Source organism: Streptomyces sp. NPDC055815, assembly GCF_053616475.1.
In genome coordinates this window covers 68,323-86,970 of the sequence record NZ_JBSHDU010000016.1, presented here as the reverse complement: position 1 = coordinate 86,970, position 18,648 = coordinate 68,323, and the positions used below count along the sequence as shown (strand labels likewise).

22 protein-coding genes are annotated in these 18,648 nt (G+C 71.5%); 7 read left to right on the top strand and 15 right to left on the bottom strand.

Going from position 1 to position 18,648, the window contains the following annotated elements; all coding sequences use genetic code 11:
- Positions 1–39: 39 nt before the first annotated feature.
- Both ACWGN5_RS13585 and ACWGN5_RS13580 read left to right on the top strand, forming a co-directional pair.
- Positions 40–1,857, top strand: coding sequence for a prolyl oligopeptidase family serine peptidase (locus tag ACWGN5_RS13585; RefSeq protein WP_453514359.1), 1,818 nt, complete (start codon positions 40–42; stop codon positions 1,855–1,857).
- 24 nt (positions 1,858–1,881) lie between these two features.
- A complete protein-coding gene (locus ACWGN5_RS13580) occupies positions 1,882–2,622 on the top strand; it encodes an SURF1 family protein (RefSeq protein ID WP_453514357.1) in 741 nt (246 codons plus the stop codon).
- Positions 2,623–2,761: 139 nt separating this feature from the next.
- Here the strand turns inward: ACWGN5_RS13580 and ACWGN5_RS13575 are convergent, their stop codons facing one another.
- The 4 genes from ACWGN5_RS13575 to ACWGN5_RS13560 all read right to left on the bottom strand — a co-directional run bounded on the left by ACWGN5_RS13575 (position 2,762) and on the right by ACWGN5_RS13560 (position 7,316).
- Positions 2,762–4,003, bottom strand: a complete 1,242-nt coding sequence (locus ACWGN5_RS13575) for a hypothetical protein (protein WP_453514355.1) — start codon at positions 4,001–4,003, stop codon at positions 2,762–2,764.
- A complete protein-coding gene (locus ACWGN5_RS13570; protein WP_453514353.1) occupies positions 4,000–4,728 on the bottom strand; it encodes a SigE family RNA polymerase sigma factor in 729 nt (242 codons plus the stop codon). Before ACWGN5_RS13570 ends, ACWGN5_RS13575 begins: the two co-directional genes overlap by 4 nt.
- 252 nt (positions 4,729–4,980) lie before the next feature.
- Entirely contained in the window at positions 4,981–6,048 is a 1,068-nt protein-coding gene (locus ACWGN5_RS13565) for an aspartate-semialdehyde dehydrogenase (RefSeq protein WP_453514351.1), read from the bottom strand.
- Positions 6,045–7,316, bottom strand: a complete 1,272-nt coding sequence (locus ACWGN5_RS13560; RefSeq protein WP_030323500.1) for an aspartate kinase — start codon at positions 7,314–7,316, stop codon at positions 6,045–6,047. Before ACWGN5_RS13560 ends, ACWGN5_RS13565 begins: the two co-directional genes overlap by 4 nt.
- Positions 7,317–7,521: 205 nt before the next feature.
- Between ACWGN5_RS13560 and ACWGN5_RS13555 the strand changes: the two genes are divergently transcribed.
- Entirely contained in the window at positions 7,522–7,932 is a 411-nt protein-coding gene (locus ACWGN5_RS13555) for a hypothetical protein (protein ID WP_453514349.1), read from the top strand.
- Here ACWGN5_RS13555 and ACWGN5_RS13550 read toward each other — a convergent pair.
- The 3 genes from ACWGN5_RS13550 to ACWGN5_RS13540 form a co-directional block, all read right to left on the bottom strand.
- On the bottom strand, positions 7,922–8,590 hold the full coding sequence (locus ACWGN5_RS13550) for a DUF5063 domain-containing protein (protein ID WP_453514348.1): 669 nt from the start codon (positions 8,588–8,590) through the stop codon (positions 7,922–7,924). The two genes, ACWGN5_RS13555 and ACWGN5_RS13550, sit on opposite strands and share 11 nt — an antisense overlap.
- A 47-nt stretch (positions 8,591–8,637) precedes the next feature.
- Positions 8,638–9,237, bottom strand: a complete 600-nt coding sequence (gene recR / locus ACWGN5_RS13545) for a recombination mediator RecR (protein WP_030747474.1) — start codon at positions 9,235–9,237, stop codon at positions 8,638–8,640.
- A 67-nt stretch (positions 9,238–9,304) separates the two neighbouring features.
- Positions 9,305–9,640, bottom strand: a complete 336-nt coding sequence (locus ACWGN5_RS13540) for a YbaB/EbfC family nucleoid-associated protein (RefSeq protein WP_086825272.1) — start codon at positions 9,638–9,640, stop codon at positions 9,305–9,307.
- A gap of 281 nt (positions 9,641–9,921) precedes the next feature.
- On the opposite strand from ACWGN5_RS13540, the gene ACWGN5_RS13535 reads away from it, so the two are divergent.
- Positions 9,922–10,626 carry an SLATT domain-containing protein gene (locus ACWGN5_RS13535; RefSeq protein ID WP_453514414.1) on the top strand — a complete coding sequence of 235 codons (705 nt, stop codon included), beginning with the start codon at positions 9,922–9,924 and terminating at the stop codon, positions 10,624–10,626.
- A gap of 87 nt (positions 10,627–10,713) precedes the next feature.
- On the opposite strand, the gene ACWGN5_RS13530 is transcribed toward ACWGN5_RS13535, so the two are convergent.
- The 5 genes from ACWGN5_RS13530 to ACWGN5_RS13510 form a co-directional block, all read right to left on the bottom strand.
- Positions 10,714–11,364 carry a hypothetical protein gene (locus tag ACWGN5_RS13530; protein ID WP_453514345.1) on the bottom strand — a complete coding sequence of 217 codons (651 nt, stop codon included), beginning with the start codon at positions 11,362–11,364 and terminating at the stop codon, positions 10,714–10,716.
- A gap of 106 nt (positions 11,365–11,470) precedes the next feature.
- Positions 11,471–12,172 (bottom strand): GntR family transcriptional regulator, encoded by a 702-nt coding sequence (locus ACWGN5_RS13525; RefSeq protein WP_453514343.1) that lies wholly within the window; start codon positions 12,170–12,172, stop codon positions 11,471–11,473.
- Between the two features lie 68 nt (positions 12,173–12,240).
- Positions 12,241–13,602, bottom strand: coding sequence for an aminotransferase class III-fold pyridoxal phosphate-dependent enzyme (locus ACWGN5_RS13520; RefSeq protein WP_453514341.1), 1,362 nt, complete (start codon positions 13,600–13,602; stop codon positions 12,241–12,243).
- Positions 13,603–13,714: 112 nt separating this feature from the next.
- Positions 13,715–14,113 (bottom strand): type II toxin-antitoxin system VapC family toxin, encoded by a 399-nt coding sequence (locus ACWGN5_RS13515; protein WP_453514340.1) that lies wholly within the window; start codon positions 14,111–14,113, stop codon positions 13,715–13,717.
- Positions 14,110–14,376, bottom strand: coding sequence for a hypothetical protein (locus tag ACWGN5_RS13510; RefSeq protein ID WP_369145063.1), 267 nt, complete (start codon positions 14,374–14,376; stop codon positions 14,110–14,112). The genes ACWGN5_RS13515 and ACWGN5_RS13510 overlap by 4 nt, the downstream gene beginning before the upstream one ends.
- Before the next feature lie 68 nt (positions 14,377–14,444).
- On the opposite strand from ACWGN5_RS13510, the gene ACWGN5_RS13505 reads away from it, so the two are divergent.
- The gene (locus tag ACWGN5_RS13505) at positions 14,445–15,341 is read left to right on the top strand and encodes a hypothetical protein (RefSeq protein ID WP_453514338.1); all 897 of its coding nucleotides are present in this window, start codon (positions 14,445–14,447) and stop codon (positions 15,339–15,341) included.
- Here the strand turns inward: ACWGN5_RS13505 and ACWGN5_RS13500 are convergent.
- Positions 15,328–15,741: a hypothetical protein gene (locus tag ACWGN5_RS13500; RefSeq protein ID WP_453514336.1), complete on the bottom strand. Its 414-nt coding sequence runs from the start codon at positions 15,739–15,741 to the stop codon at positions 15,328–15,330. The two genes, ACWGN5_RS13505 and ACWGN5_RS13500, sit on opposite strands and share 14 nt — an antisense overlap.
- A 157-nt stretch (positions 15,742–15,898) precedes the next feature.
- Here ACWGN5_RS13500 and ACWGN5_RS13495 point away from each other — a divergent pair, with 157 nt between their 5' ends.
- Entirely contained in the window at positions 15,899–16,735 is an 837-nt protein-coding gene (locus tag ACWGN5_RS13495) for a helix-turn-helix domain-containing protein (protein WP_453514334.1), read from the top strand.
- Complete coding sequence (locus tag ACWGN5_RS13490; RefSeq protein WP_453514333.1) at positions 16,732–16,971, top strand: DUF397 domain-containing protein; 240 nt, start codon at positions 16,732–16,734, stop codon at positions 16,969–16,971. Before ACWGN5_RS13495 ends, ACWGN5_RS13490 begins: the two co-directional genes overlap by 4 nt.
- Here ACWGN5_RS13490 and ACWGN5_RS13485 read toward each other — a convergent pair.
- Positions 16,968–17,858, bottom strand: coding sequence for a glycoside hydrolase family 19 protein (locus ACWGN5_RS13485; RefSeq protein ID WP_453514332.1), 891 nt, complete (start codon positions 17,856–17,858; stop codon positions 16,968–16,970). The genes ACWGN5_RS13490 and ACWGN5_RS13485 overlap by 4 nt on opposite strands.
- Before the next feature lie 133 nt (positions 17,859–17,991).
- Complete coding sequence (locus ACWGN5_RS13480; RefSeq protein WP_453514331.1) at positions 17,992–18,615, bottom strand: FMN-dependent NADH-azoreductase; 624 nt, start codon at positions 18,613–18,615, stop codon at positions 17,992–17,994.
- Positions 18,616–18,648 lie beyond the last annotated feature (33 nt).

Genomic DNA, 18,648 nt, shown 5'->3' with positions numbered 1-18,648 from the left:
GCGACCCGTTTGTCGGCGGCGCGGAGCATGATGGTTGCCATGACTACCGAGAGCAAGCACAGCGACACCCCCGTCTGGGAGCAGCGCTTCCGGGCGCCCCGCGTCTCCCTGCCGGAATGGGCCGAGGAGGCCCCGGACCGCTCACTGTTCGTGTCCAACGCGACGGGGACGTACGAGCTGTACGCCTGGGACCGGGCGAGCGGCGAGCAGCGGCAGGTCACGGACCGGCCGAACGGGACGACGGACGGCACGCTGTCGCCGGACGGCGCCTCGGTCTGGTGGTTCGCGGACACCGACGGGGACGAGTTCGGGGTGTGGATGCGCCAGCCGTTCGCGGGCGGCGCCGACGAGCCGGCCGTGCCCGGTCTCGCCGCCTCCTATCCGGCGGGGCTCGCCATCGGCCGGGAGGGCACGCTGGTGGTGGGCCGCTCCACGGACGAGGACGGCTCGACGGTCCATCTCGTACGGCCGGGGGCCGCCGCCCCGGTCGAGATCTACCGGCACCGGGAGTCCGCCGGGGTCGGCGACCTGTCGTACGACGGCTCGCTGATCGCGATCGAGCACACCGAGCACGGGGACGCGATGCACTCCTCGCTGCGGGTGCTGCGCGCCTCGGACGCGGCTGTGGTGGCCGAGCTCGACGACACCAAGGGCGGCACGGAGGAGCTGGGGCTCACCGTCCTCGGCTTCGCGCCGCTGGCCGGGGACACCCGGCTGCTCGTCGGCCACCAGCGGCGGGGCCGCTGGGAGCCGCTCCTGTGGGACGTGGCGACGGGCACCGAGACCGATCTGCGGCTCGACCTGCCGGGCGACGTGTCGGCGGAGTGGTACCCGGACGGCTCGGGGCTGCTGATCGTGCACGGCTTCGAGGCCCGCAGCGAGCTGTGGCGGTACGAGATCGCGACCGGCGCGCTGGTCCGGGTGGAGACCCCGGCCGGTTCGGTGTCGAGCGCGACGGCCCGGCCCGACGGCTCCGTGGAGTACCTGTGGTCCTCGGCCGCCGAGCCGCCGGTGGTGCGGTCCACGGCCGGCGGTGTGGTCCTGGACCCGCCCGGCCCGAAGGCGCCCCCGTCGGTGCCCGTGCAGGACGTGTGGGTGGAGGGCCCCGGCGGCAGGGTCCACGCGCTCGTGCAGCGTCCGGTGGAGGGCGAGGGCCCCTTCCCGACGATCTTCGAGGTGCACGGCGGCCCGGCCTGGCACGACAGCGACGCCTTCGCCTCGGGCCCGGCGGCCTGGGTGGACCACGGGTACGCGGTGGTGCGGGTCAACTACCGGGGCTCCACGGGGTACGGCCGGGAGTGGACGGACGCGCTGAAGCACCGGGTCGGTCTGATCGAGCTGGAGGACATCGCGGCGGTCCGCGCCTGGGCGGTGGCGAGCGGCCTCGCCGACCCGGAGCGCCTGGTCCTGTCCGGCGGCTCCTGGGGCGGGTATCTGACGCTGCTCGGTCTGGGCACGCAGCCGGACGACTGGGCGGTGGGTCTCGCGGCGGTGCCCGTCGCGGACTACGTCACGGCGTACGAGGACGAGATGGAGGCCCTCAAGGCGCTGGACCGGACGCTCCTGGGCGGCTCCCCGGAGGAGGTGCCCGAGCGGTACGCGGCCTCGTCGCCGCTGACGTACGTGGACGCGGTGAAGGCCCCGGTGCACGTGTCGGCCGGCGTCAACGACCCGCGCTGCCCGATCCGCCAGATCGACAACTACGTCGACCGGCTCGCGGCCCGGGGCGCGGTGCACGAGGTCTACCGGTACGACGCGGGCCACGGCTCGCTGGTGGTGGAGGAGCGGATCAAGCAGGTCGCCCTGGACCTGGACTTCGCGGCCAGACACCTGGGGACCCGGCCGTCGGAGGGCTGAGGCCGTTTGCGTACCGTGGGGGGCGTGTACCGGTTCCTGAGAACGCCCCGCTGGTGGGGGATCAACGTCTTCGTCCTCCTCGCGATCCCGTTCTGCGTGTTCATGGGGACCTGGCAGCTCGGCAAGTTCGAGGACCGCGTCGACTCCCACCGGGAGGCCGAGGAGCGGCCGGCGGCGAGCTCGCTGAAGGCCGAGCCGCTGGACTCGCTGCTGCCGGTGGACAAGGAGACCTCGGGCCGTTCCGCCGAGGCGCGCGGCCGGTTCGGGGAGCAGTTCCTCGTGCCGGACCGCGAGCTGGACGGCCGGACCGGCTCGTACGTCCTGACGCTGCTGCGGACCGACGGCGGTCGCTCGCTGCCGGTGGTCCGGGGCTGGCTCCCTGCGGGCGCGAAGGCCCCCGCCCCGCCGGCCGGCGAGGTCACGGTGGTGGGCGCGCTCCAGGCCTCGGAGAACCCGGGCACGAAGGGCGTCCGCGCGGCGGGCGGGCTGCCCGAGGGGCAGCTCGGGATGATCAGCGCGGCGTCCCTGGTGAACGTGGTGACGGACGACGTCTACGACGCCTGGATCACCCTCGCGGACTCCCCCACCGGCCTCACGCCGGTGCCGGCGGCGGCCGCGGCGGGCACGAGCCTGGACGCCAAGGCCTTCCAGAACCTCGGCTACACGGCGGAGTGGTTCGTCTTCGCGGGCTTCGTGGTCTTCATGTGGTTCCGCCTCGTCCGCCGCGAGGCGGAGGCCTCCCGCGACGAGGCGCTGGGGCTGTGAGGCGGTGAGGCGGTGAGGCTGCACAGCCTCACCGCCGTAAGAAGCCGTAAGAAGCCGAGAGCCGTAAGAGCCGTAAGAAACAGGGGGCCCGCAGGACTCCCGTCCCACGGGCCCACCCACCCATCCGCCCGGCGTCGGCTCAGGAGGCCGGGAGGACTCCCGTCCGGATGATCGTGCCCGCGCAGGCGTTCGGCACCACGGCCGAGGCCGTCGCGCCGCCCGGTTCCACGGTGTGGCTGACCACGACGCTGGCGTCCGTCGGGGCGCCGTCCTCGTGGAGCAGCTGGGGAGCCATGCCGGCGCCCGAGCCCGCTTCCGTACCGGTGCCCGGGTTGGTGCCGGCGCCGCCGGACTCGGTGCCGCCCGCCCCGCTCGTCGGGTCGTCCGTCGGGCTCTGCGTCGGGGTCGGGGTCGGCGTGGGCGGCGGCTCGGTCGGGGTGGTCGGCGTCGGCGTCGGGGTGCCACCGCCGCCGGTCGGGCAGGTCTCGCTGGGGATCCAGACGAACTTCACCTCGTAGCTGCCCTTCGGCTTCAGGACGAGCGCGAAGGACTCCTGCGAGGGGTCGGGCAGCCCGCTGCCGTCGCCCGAGGTGTGCCGGGTGACCGAGATCCGCGCGGGGTCGGCCGCCCCGCGGGCCTCGAAGGAGACGGTGCCCGCGCCGTCGACCAGGCAGACCCGGTCGGAGACGTTGGCGATGCGGAAGGTGCCGTGGACCTTGCCCTCGGCGTCGGCGCCCTCGGCGCCCTCCCGGCTGACGCCGAGCTGGCCGGCGGTGCACCGGGGGGTTCCGTCCGCGCCTGCGCCCTGGGACTGCTGGGGGCCGTTGCCACCGGTGCCGGGGCTCTGCGGTCCGCCCGAGGCGCCGACGGCGCCGGGGCTCGGCGAGACGCTGCTCGCGGGGCCCTGGGGGCTCTTGCCGCCCTCGGTGCCGGTCTCGGAGCCGGTGCCGCCCTGGGCCTGCTCGCCGTGGCCCGCGTTCACCGGGTTGGCGGCGGAGAGGCCGCCCGAGGCGGCGACGTGCACGAAGGCGGGGACGGCCGTGCCGATGAGGACGGCGGCGGCCGCGGCGCCGACGACAGCCTGCCGCTTGCGGGCGCGCCGCGCGGGCACGGCCCTGCGCAGGTGTTCGAGGGAGCCGAGCGAGGGCTCGAGGCCGCCGACGGCGTCCTGGAACAGCTTCCGCACAGCGAGTTCGTCGTCGCCCTCGTGGGGTCCGGGCTCGATCTTCACCATGCGCTGTCCACTCGGGTCGTCACGTACATCCAGGGCGTCAGGGTTCTCGGAGGCTGCGCCGTCCTTCTCGGCGGCATGCCTCTCGGGGACGTCGTCGCCGTCACGGTTCTCGTGGGCCACGCCGTCCCCGCCGGGTGCCTCGCTCATGTCGTCGCTCCCATCGCGACGCGCAGCGCCGCGATGCCCCGCGAACCGTACGCCTTCACCGAGCCCAGGGATATGCCGAGCGTCTCGGCGACCTGCACCTCGGTCATGTCGGAGAAGTACCGCAGGGCGAGCACCTCGCGCTGCCGCCGCTGGAGGCCGCGCATGGCCTTGATCAGGTCCTCGCGCTCCAGCTGCTCGTACGCCCCCTCCTCCGCGCTGGCCATGTCCGGCATCGGCTTGGACAGCAGCTTCAGGCCGAGGATGCGGCGGCGCAGCGCGGACCGGGAGAGGTTCACCACGGTCTGGCGCAGGTAGGCGAGCGTCTTCTCGGGCTCGCGGACCCGCTTGCGCGCCGAGTGGACGCGGATGAAGGCCTCCTGGACGACGTCCTCGCAGGAGGCCGTGTCGTCGAGGAGCAGCGCGGCGAGACCCAGCAGCGACCGGTAGTGGGCGCGGTAGGTCTCGGTCAGGTGGTCGACGGTGGTGCCGGCGGCCGGGGCGGCCTCTGCGCTCTTACGAGGCGAGGGGATGCCGTCCACGGAGCCGGTGCGGGATCCGGTGGGCACGGGGGCGATCACCGGCAGCCCGCCGAGCGCGCGGGGGCGTCTGAGCGGACGCACCGCGGAGCCGCGTACGGGTGCGCCGGCGCTGCTCCGCACGGGGAGCACCGCCGTGCCCGCGCCGCGCAGCGGGGCGATGGTCGCGATGTCGAGTACCTCTGCCACGCCTGTTGGACACGCTTCCCCCCGACAGGGTTGTACGCGTTCGCCACCCTTTTCGACGGCGAGCTCTTCGTCCTCATGTGTAGCCGTTCTCCCCCGATGCCCCGCTTTGAGCGTGTCCCGCGCCACACCGTCGTAGGTGCACGCAGAGACGCGCCCCGCCCAACTCTGGTTGCAGTACGGGGGAAGTGCATCGTCGAACACCCCATCACCGCAGTTCAAGAGGTATCTGACGCCTTTTTGCTCACAGGTCGTTCACAGATCCCACAAATCCGTGACAAGGGATTCCGCGATCTGGAGGGCGTTCAGGGCCGCGCCCTTGCGGAGGTTGTCGGCGCAGACGAAGAAGTCGAGCGCGTGCTCGTCGTCGAGGGAGCGTCTGACCCGGCCGACCCAGGCGGGGTCGGTGCCGACGACGTCGGCGGGGGTGGGGAAGTCTCCGGCGGCCGGGTCGTCGTAGAGCACGACCCCGGGCGAGGTCGCCAGGACCTCGTGCGCGCGGCCGACCGGCACGGGGTGTTCGAAGCGGGCGTGCACGGAGACGGAGTGCCCGGTCACGACGGGGACGCGGACGCAGGTGGCGGCGATCCGGAGGCCGGGCAGGCCGAGGATGCGGCGGGTCTCGTCGCGGACGTGCTCCTCCTCGGAGGAGGCTCCGTCGGCGCCGGGCGTGCCCGACCAGGGGAGGACGTTGAGGGCGAGGGGGCCGGGGAAGGGGCCGGTGTTCTCGCCGACGGCCCGCCGTACGTCGCCGGGGTGGGTGCCCAGCTCGCCCTCGGCGGCGACCAGGCCGAGCTGGGCGCGGAGCGCGTCGACCCCGGACTGTCCGGCTCCGGCGCCGCTGGCGGCCTGCTGGGCGGTGACGACCAGTTCGGCGAGCCCGAACTCGGCGTGCAGGGAGCCGACGGCGACGATCAGCGCGAGGGTGGTGGAGCCGGGTCCGGCGACGATGCCCCGGGGGCGTACCCGTGCGGCGTGCGCGTTGAGCTCGGGGACGACGAGCGGCACGTCGGGGTCGCCCCGGAAGGCCGCGGAGGTGTCCACGACGACGGCGCCCTTGGAGACGGCGACCGGCGCCCAGCGGGCGGCGACGTCCTCGGGCACCAGGAAGAGCGCCAGGTCGACGCCGTCGAAGACGTCCTCGTCCAGCGCGAGGATCTCGCACTCCTCCCCGCGCACGGAGGCCTTGGAGCCGGCCGAGCGGGGGGAGGAGACGAGGCGGATCTCGCCCCAGACGTCCGCGTGGTGCGTGAGCATCTGGAGCATCACCGAGCCGACCGCCCCGGTCGCTCCCACGACCGCGAGCGTCGGCTTCGGGGTCATCGGCCGGTGCCTCCGTAGACGACGGCCTCGTCCGAGTCGCTGTCCAGGCCGAAGGCGGTGTGGACGGCGCGCACGGCCTCGTTGACGTCGTCGGCGCGGGTGACGACCGAGATGCGGATCTCGGAGGTCGAGATCAGCTCGATGTTCACGCCCGCGTCGGAGAGCGCGCGGAAGAAGTCCGCGGTGACGCCCGGGTTGGTCTTCATCCCCGCGCCGACCAGGGAGATCTTGCCGATCTGGTCGTCGTAGCGCAGCGAGTCGAAGCCGATCGCGGTCTTCGCCTTCTCCAGGGCGTCGATGGCCTTGCGGCCCTCGGCCTTGGGGAGGGTGAAGGAGATGTCCGTGAGGCCGGTGGAGGCGGCGGACACGTTCTGCACGATCATGTCGATGTTGATCTCGGCGTCCGCGACGGCGCGGAAGATGGCCGCGGCCTCGCCCGGCTTGTCCGGCACGCCGACGACGGTGATCTTCGCCTCGGAGGTGTCGTGGGCGACGCCCGAGATGATGGCCTGCTCCACCTTGCGGTCCCCTTGCGGCTCGTTGCTGACCCAGGTGCCCTGCAGCCCCGAGAAGGACGAGCGGACGTGGATCGGGATGTTGTAACGGCGTGCGTACTCGACGCAGCGGTGCAGCAGCACCTTGGAGCCGGAGGCGGCGAGCTCCAGCATGTCCTCGAAGGAGATCCAGTCGATCTTCTTCGCCTTCTTCACGACGCGCGGGTCGGCCGTGAACACACCGTCGACGTCGGTGTAGATCTCGCAGACCTCGGCGTCGAGCGCCGCGGCGAGCGCGACGGCGGTGGTGTCGGAGCCGCCGCGGCCCAGCGTGGTGATGTCCTTCTTGTCCTGGGACACACCCTGGAAGCCGGCGACGATGGCGATGTTGCCCTCGTCGAGGGCGGTGCGGATCCGGCCCGGCGTGACATCGATGATGCGCGCTTTGTTGTGGACCGAGTCGGTGATGACACCGGCCTGGCTGCCCGTGAACGACTGGGCCTCGTGGCCCAGGTTTTTGATCGCCATGGCCAGCAGGGCCATGGAGATCCGCTCTCCGGCGGTCAGCAGCATGTCGAACTCACGCCCGGCAGGGATCGGGGATACCTGCTCGGCGAGATCGATCAACTCGTCCGTCGTGTCGCCCATCGCGGAAACCACGACGACCACCTGGTGGCCGTTCTTCTTGGCGTCCACGATCCGCTTGGCGACGCGCTTGATGCCTTCGGCATCGGCAACGGAGGAGCCTCCGTACTTCTGCACGACAAGGCCCACGTGCGCTCCTCGCTCAGTCTGTGCCGCAGCCGGCGCTGCGATCGGCTCAGTCTATCGAGGGACCCGGAAACGCCCCTGTGATATCGCATGGTGAGACGAGCGGCTCAGGGAGTGATCATCGGTGGGTTGTCGGCCGTCGGTCGGCGGTCTGTCGGTGGCCCCCGCGACGGTGGGACCACAGACACCGAGAGCAGAGGAGCCGATCATGGACCAGACCCTGGTGGACCGGATGCGCGCCTACATGGACGCGGGCCTCGCCATGGACGTCGAGGCACTGGACGCCCTGTACGACCCCGCCTTCGAGAACGTCCGCTGCGACGAGGAGGGCCGGACCGTGACCCTCACGAAGGACATGTTCATGGGCCGGTTCCGCGCCCTGAAGGCGCAGGGCGCGAGCATCGGGGAGTCCGTCGACGACGCGAGCTTCCTCGCGACCAGCACGTACGACGCGTACGGCTCGATCGTCATGCGCCGGGTGAAGGACGGCCTGCCCGTGCTCTACACCTTCGTCTGGCGGCGCGCCCCCCACGGCGGCTGGGGGACGCTGCTGCGCGAGTTCACGTACGAGAAGGACATCAGCGCCCTCGTACGCCTCGTGGAGCGGGCTACTTCCTGACCGGCCGGCCGGGCAGGCCCAGCGGGGCCCCGATCTCCTCCAGCATCACGCGGCCGGCCTCCTCGGCGAGGTCGTCCTCGGTGAGGTCCTCGTCCGTGTCGAGGCCGTCGAGGGCCGCGAGGGGCTGGTCGAGGCGGACGTGGGCGACGAGGGACTGGAGGGCGCGGAGGGTGGCCGAGGCGGTCGGGCCCCAGTTGGAGAAGTACGAGAACTGCCACCACCACAGCGCCTCGCTGGTGCGGCCCGCCCGGTAGTGGGCGAGGCCGTGGCGCAGGTCCGTGATGATGTCGGCGAGGTTGTCGGAGATCCGGGCCGGGACGGGTGCCTTGCGGGGCTCGTACGGGTCGAAGACCTCGGAGAACACGTCGACCGGGTCCAGCATCACCGCGAACCGCTCGCGCAGCTCGTCGACGTCCGGCTCCGGGCCCGTGTCCGGCTCGTACCGCTCGTCCGGGACGATGTCCGCGTGCGCGCCGAGCCGGCCGCCCGCCAGGAGCAGCTGGGAGATCTCCAGGAGCAGGAAGGGCACCGCGCTGTCCGGCTCGTCGCCCTTGGCGACCTCGGTCGTGGCGACGATGAAGCTCTCGATCGAGTCGGCGATCTGGACCGCGAAGTCGTCCGGGTCCTGCGTGACGGAGTGCAGTGTGGCGTCAGACATCGAGCAGCCTCCCTGAGAGCGCGCGGACGAGCGCACCGGCCCTGTCGTCATACATCTAGCAGCCTCCGCCCCTCGAAGGCACGGCCGAGGGTCACCTCGTCGGCGTACTCCAGGTCGCCGCCGACCGGGAGGCCGCTCGCGAGCCGGGTCACCTTGAGCCCCATGGGCTTGATCATCCGCGCCAGGTACGTCGCGGTGGCCTCGCCCTCCAGGTTCGGGTCGGTCGCGAGGATCAGCTCGGTGACGGTGCCGTCCGCGAGCCGCGCGAGCAGCTCCCGGATGCGCAGGTCGTCCGGGCCGACGCCCTCGATCGGGCTGATCGCGCCGCCGAGGACGTGGTACCGCCCCCGGAACTCGCGGGTCCGCTCGATCGCGACGACGTCCTTGGGCTCCTCGACCACGCAGATGACGGTCAGGTCGCGGCGCGGGTCGCGGCAGATGTTGCACTGCTCCTGCTGCGCCACGTTCCCGCAGACCGCGCAGAACCGGACCTTCTCCTTGACCTCCAGGAGCGCGTGCGCGAGACGACGGACGTCCGTGGGCTCCGCCTGGAGGACGTGGAAGGCGATCCGCTGCGCGCTCTTGGGACCGACGCCGGGCAGCCTGCCCAGTTCGTCGATGAGGTCCTGAACCACGCCTTCGTACACCGTCAGCGCCCTTCTCGGGAGTGCTTGATTCTTACGGTAGTGGCTGGAAGCGAGCCTTAGAAGGGCTTCAGAAGCCCAGGCCCGGCATCCCGCCCATGCCCTGGGCCAGCGGACCGAGCTTGGCCTGCTGGAGCTGCTGCGCGTTGTCGTTGGCGGCCTGCACGGCGGCGACGATCAGATCGGCCAGCGTCTCGGTGTCCTCCGGGTCGACGGCCTTCGGGTCGATGACCAGGCCGCGCAGCTCGCCGGAGCCGGTGACGGTCGCCTTGACGAGACCGCCGCCCGCCTGGCCGTCGACCTCGGTCGCGGCGAGCTCCGCCTGCGCCCGGGCGAGGTCCTGCTGCATCTTCTGGGCCTGCTGGAGGAGCTGCTGCATGTTGGGCTGGCCACCACCGGGGATCACGGTCACTCACTCCTGCTGGTCGGAACGTCCTGGTCATCGGAACGTCGGTATGCCGAGCCTACGTGCTCCTCGACCGGGGTGCCGACGCAACTCTTTCGAGTGAGAAACTGCGGGCCTCTCTACCTGATCAAGACCCTCTTGCGGGCGGAAATCCCGGGATTCCGGGCCCATCGCCCACCATTCGGCGGTAGGAAGGGCAGGCACCACGTGCACCGCACGTCACAGAAGGACACGAGCGCTGAGCTGAACAGAGGAGTCCCCCGGTGAGCCAGCAGCCGGAGATGCAGCCGCCGGGGCCCCCCGGGGGAGACGTCACCCGTGATCTGACCGGTACGCCGTTCCCCCTGGGCGACTGGGGCGAGCCGGCCGAACGGCTCGACGAGCTGTACCGCTGGGTCGAGGGGAACGCCCTGCGCACCGCCGAGTGGTACCTCTCCGACCGCGTCTGGAAGCGCCGCGCCGCCCGGATCCTGCGGATCGGCACGGCCGCCGGGGTGATCGCGGGCGCCGCGCTCCCGCTGCTCGACCTGACCGGGGTCGCCGAGGGCACCGCGGGCTGGGGCTATCTGTCGCTGCTGCTCGGCGCCGCCTGCATGGCCTGCGACCGGTACTTCGGGCTCACGTCCGGCTGGATAAGGGACGTGGCGACAGCCCAGGCCGTGCAGCGCCGCCTCCAGGCGCTCCAGTTCGACTGGGCCTCGGAGAGCGTCCGGGAGGTCCTCGGCCCCACGGAGGGCACGGCCAGCGAGGCGGCCGAGCGATGTCTCGGCGTGCTGCGCCGCTTCTCGGAGGACGTGACGGAGCTGGTACGGGCCGAGACGGCGGACTGGATGGTCGAGTTCCGCTCGGGCCCGGCGCCGCTGGCGCTCCAGTCGGTCGGCGTGGTCCCGGCCAGGGCGGAGAGCTCGCACCCCTCGGGCCGCTTCCCGCTGCCGCCGGGCACCCGGCCGAACATGCCGCGCCAGCGGCCCCCGGAGGCCCGCTAGGGCGGTCCGGGGGCCGGAGGGGCTCAGCCCGTGATGATCCAGGGGCCGAAGGGGCTCAGCCCGTGATGACGCGGGGGCCGAAGGGGCTCAGCTCAGGATGATCATCGAGCCCTGGGCGAGGCTCCGGGTCGCCGCCGCGTGCAGCCCCAGCCACACGTGCCGCTCCCGGGCGAACGGGTGGTCCTCGTACGGCACGGCCGCGGCCGGCTCCTCCAGGGTGGTGGGCCGGTCCGGCGGCTCCGGGGCCGCCGGCGGGTTCGCCGGGTCGATGCCGATGGCGGGCGCCACGAACTCCAGCTCCCGCAGCAGCCCGTACGAGGAGCCGAGCGGCCCGCCGCCTTCGAGGAGCTCGTCGCTGGCGAGCGGCACCGGGAAGTCCACCGGCACGTACGCGCCCGCGTGGTCGTAGTGCCAGACGAGGTGGGACTGCTGGGCGGTCGCCTCGAACATCTCCAGGAGCTGCTCGTAGTCCCCGCCGAGCTCGCCGACCGGCTCGACCGGCAGCTGGCACATCTGGAGCAGGTAGGCGCGGCGCAGGAAGTGCAGGGCCTCGTAGTCGAAGCCGGCGACCGGGGCGACGTCGCCGGAGAGCCCCGGCATGTACGCGTAGACGGGCACGGTCGGCAGGCCCGAGGCGCTCAGCACGGCGTCGTAGGCGGCTATCTCTTCGGCGAAGGGATTGTCGGGGCTGTGGCACAGCACGTCGACGAGGGGGACCAGCCACAGGTCACAGGCCAAGGGAGGCTCGCTCTCCGTCAGTTGCAGGGACGGCCAGGGTAGTCGGCCGGGCCGACCACGCCCACCCGCTGACCACCTGCCCCCGGAGCCCCCGCCTCAACCCGGATCACCGGACGGTCCGGGCCTCCAGCCTGTCGGCCCATTCGAGGGAGTGCGCGTTGTAGTCCCGTACGACCTGGACGGCGGCCTCCGCGTCGCCGCGGGTGATCGCGTCGACCAGGTCCACGTGTCCGCTCCACAGCCAGCCGAGGACGTCCCGCTCGGAGCGCAGGTAGGGCACCGAGAAGACCCAGGCCTGCACGCGGAGCCGGTGCAGGAAGTCGGCGATGTAGTCGTTGGCGGAGACGAGCCGCCCCAGCTCGCGCCAGTAGCGGATGTCGTAGCCGATGAGGATGTCGAGGTCCCCGGCGCGGGCGGCACGGGCCGCGGCCTCGCCGCGGCGCCGTACGGAGACGAGCGCGACGCCGATGTTGTGGTCGGGCTCGGGCGGCGGGGTCGTCGCGGGCGCGTGGCGGCGGAAGATGCCGTCGACGACGAGCATCCGGGCCTCGACCATGCCCCGGTAGTCGGCGATCGAGTACTGGTGGACCCGGAAGCCGCGGTGCTGGTCGGAGTCGAGGAGGCCCTGCGCGCAGAGGTCGACGAGGGCTTCGCGGACGGGCGTCGCGGAGACGCCGTACTGCTCGGCGATCTGCTTGACGGTGAATTCCTCGCCCGGCTGGAGACGCCCTGCGAGCACTTCGTCACGGAGCGCGTCCGCGATCTGCTGTCGCAAGGTGTTGCGAGTGACAGCTCCGCTCGCGGGCATGGGTCGGGCCCCCTCCGTCCGGTTCCGGACACCCTAGTCCAGACGGAAGGGGCCTCTCCGTTCCGCGGTCAGACGGTGTGTTCGTCGGCCACCGAGAGGGCCGCGTCCAGGGCCGCCAGGCCCTCCTTGACCTCCGCCTCGGAGGCGTTGCAGGCGGGAACGGCGTGGGTGCGGTTCATGTTGATGAAGGGCCACAGGCCCTGCTTCTTCGCCGCGGCGCCGAAGGCGGCCATCGGGGCGTTGGCCTCGCCGGCCGCGTTGTACGGGACGAGCGGCTCGCGGGTCTCCTTGTTCTTGACCAGGTCGAGCGCCCAGAAGACGCCCATGCCGCGGACCTCGCCGACGGACGGGTGACGCTCGGCGAGCTCGCGCAGGCCGGGGCCGAGGACGTTCTCGCCGATGTGGGCGGCGTGCTCGACGACCTTCTCGTCGGCCATCACGTTGATGGTGGCGACGGCGGCGGCGCAGGCCAGCGGGTGACCGGAGTAGGTCAGGCCGCCGGGGTAGGGCCGCTTGTCGAAGGTGGCGGCGATCTCGGCGTTGATGGCGACGCCGCCGAGCGGCACGTAGCCGGAGTTCACGCCCTTGGCGAAGGTCATCAGGTCGGGCACGACGTCGAAGTGCTCGGCGGCGAACCACTTGCCGGTGCGGCCGAAGCCGGCCATGACCTCGTCGAGGACGAAGACGATGCCGTACTTGTCGCAGATCTCGCGGACGCCGGCCAGGTAGCCGGGCGGCGGGGTCATGATGCCGGCGGTGCCGGGCACGGTCTCCAGGATGATCGCGGCGATCGTCGCCGGACCCTCGAAGGCGATCGTGTCCTCCAGGTGCTGGAGGGCCCGCGCGCTCTCCTCCGCCTCGGTGGTGGCGTAGAAGGGCGAGCGGTACAGGAACGGCGCCCAGAAGCGCACGACGCCCGCCGAACCGGTGTCGGAGGCCCAGCGGCGCGGGTCACCGGTCAGGTTGATCGCGGTGGAGGTCGCACCGTGGTACGAGCGGAAGGCCGAGAGCACCTTGTGGCGGCCCGTGTGCAGACGGGCCATCCGGACGGCGTTCTCGACGGCCTCGGCGCCGCCGTTGGTGAAGAAGATCTTGTCCAGGTCGCCCGGGGTGCGCTCGGCGATGAGGCGTGCGGCCTCGGAGCGGACGTCCACGGCGAAGGCGGGCGCGAAGGTCGCGAGCTTCCCGGCCTGCTCCTGGATGGCGGCGACGACCTTGGGGTGCTGGTAGCCGATGTTGGTGTAGACGAGACCGCTGGTGAAGTCGAGGTAGCGGTTGCCGTCGTAGTCCCAGAAGTACGAACCCTCCGCGCCGGCGACGGCGAGCGGGTCGATCAGTCCCTGTGCGGACCAGGAGTGGAAGACGTGCGCGCGGTCGGCGGCCTTGACGGCCGCGCCGGCCTGAGGATCGGGTTCGACATGAGGGGTCATGGGACCGAGGGTAAGGAACCGCAGGTGGGACGGGCCATCACCATCTTGTCCACCGAGACCGTGGCGGACCCGACACGTTGCCGGTCGGGGCGGTGAGCAGCCTGGCGGGCGCTCAGCCGGCGATCACATCCACGGGGCAGCGAATGCCGGACGCACGGGCCAGGAGGCCGTCCGCGGTGACCAGCGCACAGCCGTACGCCTCCGCCGCCGCGACGTAGGCCGCGTCGTAGGCGGTGAGGTTTCCCCGCAGCTCCCAGATCCGGGGGAGAAGCACCCGCGACAACGGCACGACAGGTTCCAGCTTGGCGAGGGCGGCGACGGCGTCCTCCGCGTGCTCCTTGGAGATCTTTCCGCCCAGCAGGTTGCCCCGGATCACCGAGAGCACCTCGATCGTCCAGTGCTCCGGCGCGATCCACCTGCTGTCGGCTGCGAGGGCCGCGCGACACCGGTCCCCGATCGGCCCCTCGTCGAGCAGCGAGAACGCGAAGACGGACGCGTCGACGACGATCACTCGTCATCTCCCGGCACACCGAGTCCCGCATCCCGTTCGGCACGCTCGGCGCGCAGCACCCCCAGAACGTCGGCGGTACCGAGCCGAGTGCCGTACCGCCCACGGGAGAAGCCCTGGAGCACGGCCAGATTGTCCCGGCGCCGCACCTCGTCCGTCAGCACGTCGAACAGGTACGCCTGCAACGACTGGCCGCGCTCACCCGCTATGGCCGCCAGCCGGTCGCGCATCTCCTCCGGCACATCACGAATCTGCAGTGCAACCATGCCCCCATGATTGCATGCATATCTGCATGCACGCAATCGAACGACCCGCCCCGTCTATGCTCCGCGCCATGAGCACGTCAGCGCGCAGTGCCGCCACCGCCGTCACCGGCTGGGGCATGGTCCTCAGCGGGGCCGCCGCCGTCGTCGCCGCCCTCTGGGGGGTCTCGCCGCACCCGCCGCTCGTGCCCGAGCTGCTCCTCGCCGGCCTCTCGGCGCTCTTCGCGGTGGGCTGGGTCCTCGCCTCGTACCGCGCCGGGGCCCGCGAACGCGACCCGTTCCACAAGCCCCGCCCGGACACCCGGAAGCCGAACCCCGTCCTGCGGTACCTGCTCTGCTTCGGCGTCCCCTTCGCCACCTTCGCCGCCTTCCTGACGGCCTTCACCGTCAGCGGCTCCTACGGCCGCGAGACCGAGCGCCTGGAGCGCGCCGGGTACGCCGAGTACGAGGTCACCGTCGTCCGCCTCGCGAGCGAGCCGGAGTTCCACGAGGGCGGTGAGGACCACGACCCCTACTACCTCACCGACCTCACCCTGCGGATCCCGTACGAGCCCGGCCCCCGCGAGGTCACCCTCCGGGGCGTGTACACCCGATCCAAGGCGCCCCGGCCAGGCCGCAAGGTCGACGTCTACTTCGCGCCCCGCGACCCGAACACCCCTGTCGTCGAGAACGGCAGACGCTCCACCGTCCGTCTCTTCCTCGTCGCCTTCCTCGGGCTCTGGATCTGGCCCCTCATCCTGGTCGCGGGCTTCACCATCAAGGTGATGGGCGGCGCGGACGACCTGCACCGACTGCGCCGCTTCGACCCCGGCGTCCACCTGCCCGCCCTCGCCGTCCTGCTGACCGGCCTGGTCCTGCTCCTCCCGAAGGCCCTCGACTTCCAGGTGGCGGGCCACGACCAGCTGTACGCCCTCGTCTCCTGCCTGACCCCCGCCCTGGCCCTGACCTGGGTCGTCAAGAGGGTGTGAACAGCTCGCTCACCGCACTCCGCAGCAGCAGCGGATGCACGAAACGGTCCGCGCACGTCGGCGGGAAGCGCCACGCCAGCGGCCAGGTCCGGCCCGTCAGGGCGGGCACCGGTACGTAACTCACATGGGCCGGCCCCGCGTTGAACCGCGTCACCCCGCGCGGCCACGCCCGGCGGGCCGTCGACCCGGGCGGCACGAGGAAGTAGACCCCGCGCCGGCCGTTCGCCTCGATGACCACGGGCCCCGGGTCTCCCCCGGTGAGCGCCTCCATCCAGTCGGCGAGCCGGCGCCCTTCGTCACCGTCCACTCGAACGGCGTCGAATTGTACGCCCGCCTTGCGGAGTTGGAATCCGGAAACAGGAATCCAACTCACATCAACTTCCCGGTTCTCTGCATTCACAGCACCATGTTCCCGCGTCGGCGCTAGCGTTTTCCACGACTGCGGCGGGCGCGTCGGCAACCCCTTGACCTGCGCCAACACGCCCTCAGCGCAGTCGAATTCGGCGGGGAGCAGTTGAGACCGGTTGAGATCGGTTGAGTCCGAATGGGGAGCGTGAATGGCGCGAGCCGAGAACAAGGAAACGGTGGGCCCTGCGGCCAGGACGGCGGCCACCGTGGCGAAGAGAATGCGGCAGAAGAAGGGCTGGACACAGGAGTACCTGGGAAGCCAGACGGGCTTCACGGGAGCGGCGATCAGCGCGATGGAACGGCTGATCCATCCGGTGAGCGACGACATGCTGGTCCAGCTCGAACGGGGCCTCGGCGGCGGCACGGGCTTCTTCGAGGAGCTGAGGGAACTCGTACGACTGGAGAAGCTGCCGGAGCAGTTCCGGGGGTACGCGCCGATCGAGCAGAAGGCGGTGGCGCTGTGGTTGTACGCGAACCACGTCGTCCACGGACTCTTCCAGACGGAGGCGTACGCGCGGGCGTTGATCGCGGGCGGCCACCCGGAGCCGTCCCCGGAACGGGTCGAGGAGCTGGTCGTCGGCCGGATGGCGCGGAAGGCGTTGTTCGACCGGAAGCCGGTGTGCGAGATCGAGCTGATCCTCGACGAGTCGGTGTTGCGGCGGCCGATCGGCGACGAGGAGGTCATGCGGGAGCAGTTGGGGTACTTGGCGGAGTGCGCGAAACGGAGGAACGTGAACCTTCAGGTCCTGCCGCTGGATGCGGGGTTGAGCGGTGAGTACGTGGGCGATCACGGCATGATGAACGTGGTCGAGACGCCGGAGCACGACCGTCTCGTCTACCTGGAGATCCAGGACGAGAGCCTGCTCGTCACCGACCGGGCAAAGGTGAGTAGGTACACGCAGCGGTATGCGAAGATCCGGGCACTGGCCCTGGACCCGCGCAAGTCGCTGGGCCTCATCGAACGGTTGGCGGGAGCACCGAGATGAACGACCCCCTGCACTGGTTCAAGTCGAGCTACAGCAGCTCCAGCGGCGGTGACTGCGTCGAGGTCGCCTTCGCCTGGCGCAAGTCCTCGTACAGCGACGATGGCGGTGGCAACTGCGTAGAAGTCGCCACCTGTGCCCACGCCGTCCACCTGCGGGACTCCAAAGTCAGCGACGGGCCCACGTTCGTCGTGGAGCCCGCCGCCTGGACCGCGTTTGTCGCTGGTCTGACCCTCTAGCAGTACAGGTTCGCCCCCGCGGGCACACCCAGGATCTGGGTGAACTGCTGGTACTTGGTGACCCGGCTCTGGACCTGGGCCGGGTTGCCGCCGTTGCACTCCAGGCTGCCGTTGATCGCCCAGATGGTCTGGCCGAAGCCCGCGCCGTTCACCATCGCGTTGTGCGCGGTCATCGTGCCGGGGCCGTTCTGGGTGTTCCAGTACCAGAGGCCCGTCTGCATCGCGACGGCCGGATCCTGCTCCACCCTCCACGGGTTGTTCAGCAGGTCGATGCCGAGGGCGTCACCGGCCGCCTTGTAGTTGAAGTTCCACGAGAGCTGGATCGGGCCCCGGCCGTAGTACGCGGCCTGGCCGGCCGGGCAGCCGTAGGGCTGGGTCGTGTCGCAGTAGTGGGGATAGTTGGCCGTGTTCTGCTCGACGATGTAGTAGAGCCCGCCCGTCTCGTGGGAGACGTTCGCGAGGAAGGCCGCGGCCTCCTGCTTCTTCACCGTGTCGCTGCCGGTGGTGGCGAAGCCGGGGTAGGACTTGAGGGCGGCGACGAGGCCCGCGTACGTGTAGAAGGGGTTCCGGTTCGGGAACATCTGGTTGAACTGGGCCTCGGAGACGACGAATCCGGAGGGGTTCGGGTCCGTGCCGCCCCCGCCGGTGCCGCAGACGCCCTCGTCGCGCCAGACGTCGGAGGAGCCGGGGCGCTCGTTCTGGGTCCACCACTTGGCGTACCAGTTGTGGCCGTTGTACGAGGCGGTCATGCCGCCCGTGTAGACGCTGGACGAGTTCCAGGCGGCCACGCAGGCGGGGGCGGCGCCCGCCGAGGCGGTGGGGAGGAGGACCGCGAGGCCGAGGGCCGTACAGAGCGCGGCCATCAGGGTGACCAACTTACGCAGCATGGTGCGTACTTCCTTCCGGGTGGGGTCCGGGTGGGAAGCCACAGCGAAGCGCGATTGGTCTGAACCTGTCAAGGTCTAGACCAGAAAACGACCCCACGGCGCCACCGTGGGGTCGTTCTCCGAAGGCGCGGCCCTACGCGGCCAGTTGCACCGCCAGCTCCTTCGCCAGCGACTCGGCCGCCGCGAGGGATTCCGTACGGGAGGACTCGAAGAGCGGGACGAGTCCGGCCATCGCCGGGACGTGCGGGGCCAGGGTCAGCTCGGGGGCGATGAAGCTGACGTCCAGGCCGAACATGTCGCCGAGGGCCAGCCGGAGGTAGTTCTCGACGTAGTCGTTGCCGTGCTGGGGCGTGCCCTCGCGGTAGGAGCCGCCCCGGCTGGTGACGACGACGGCCCGCTTGCCGGCGAGCGAGGGGTTCTCGGTGATCGAGGTGCGGCCCACCAGGAAGACGTGGTCGAGCCACGCCTTGAGGGTGGAGGGGATCGTGTAGTTGTACATCGGCGCGGCGAGCAGGATCACGTCCGCCCGCTCGGCCTCCTCGATCAGTCTCCCGCGCAGCGCGAAGGCGGGCGCCGTGCTGTCCGCGTAGTAGGCGGCGGCCTCCAGGTGGGGGATCGGATCCGCCGCGAGGTCGCGGTAGATCACCGTCCCCTCGGGGTGCTCCGCCTCCCAGGCCTTGCGGAAGGCGGCGGTGACGGCGCGGGAGTGGGAGTCGTCGCCGTTGAAGGACGTGTCGATGTGCAGCAGCGTGGCCATGGGGTTCGTCTCCTGGGGAGTCGCGGGGGCTGG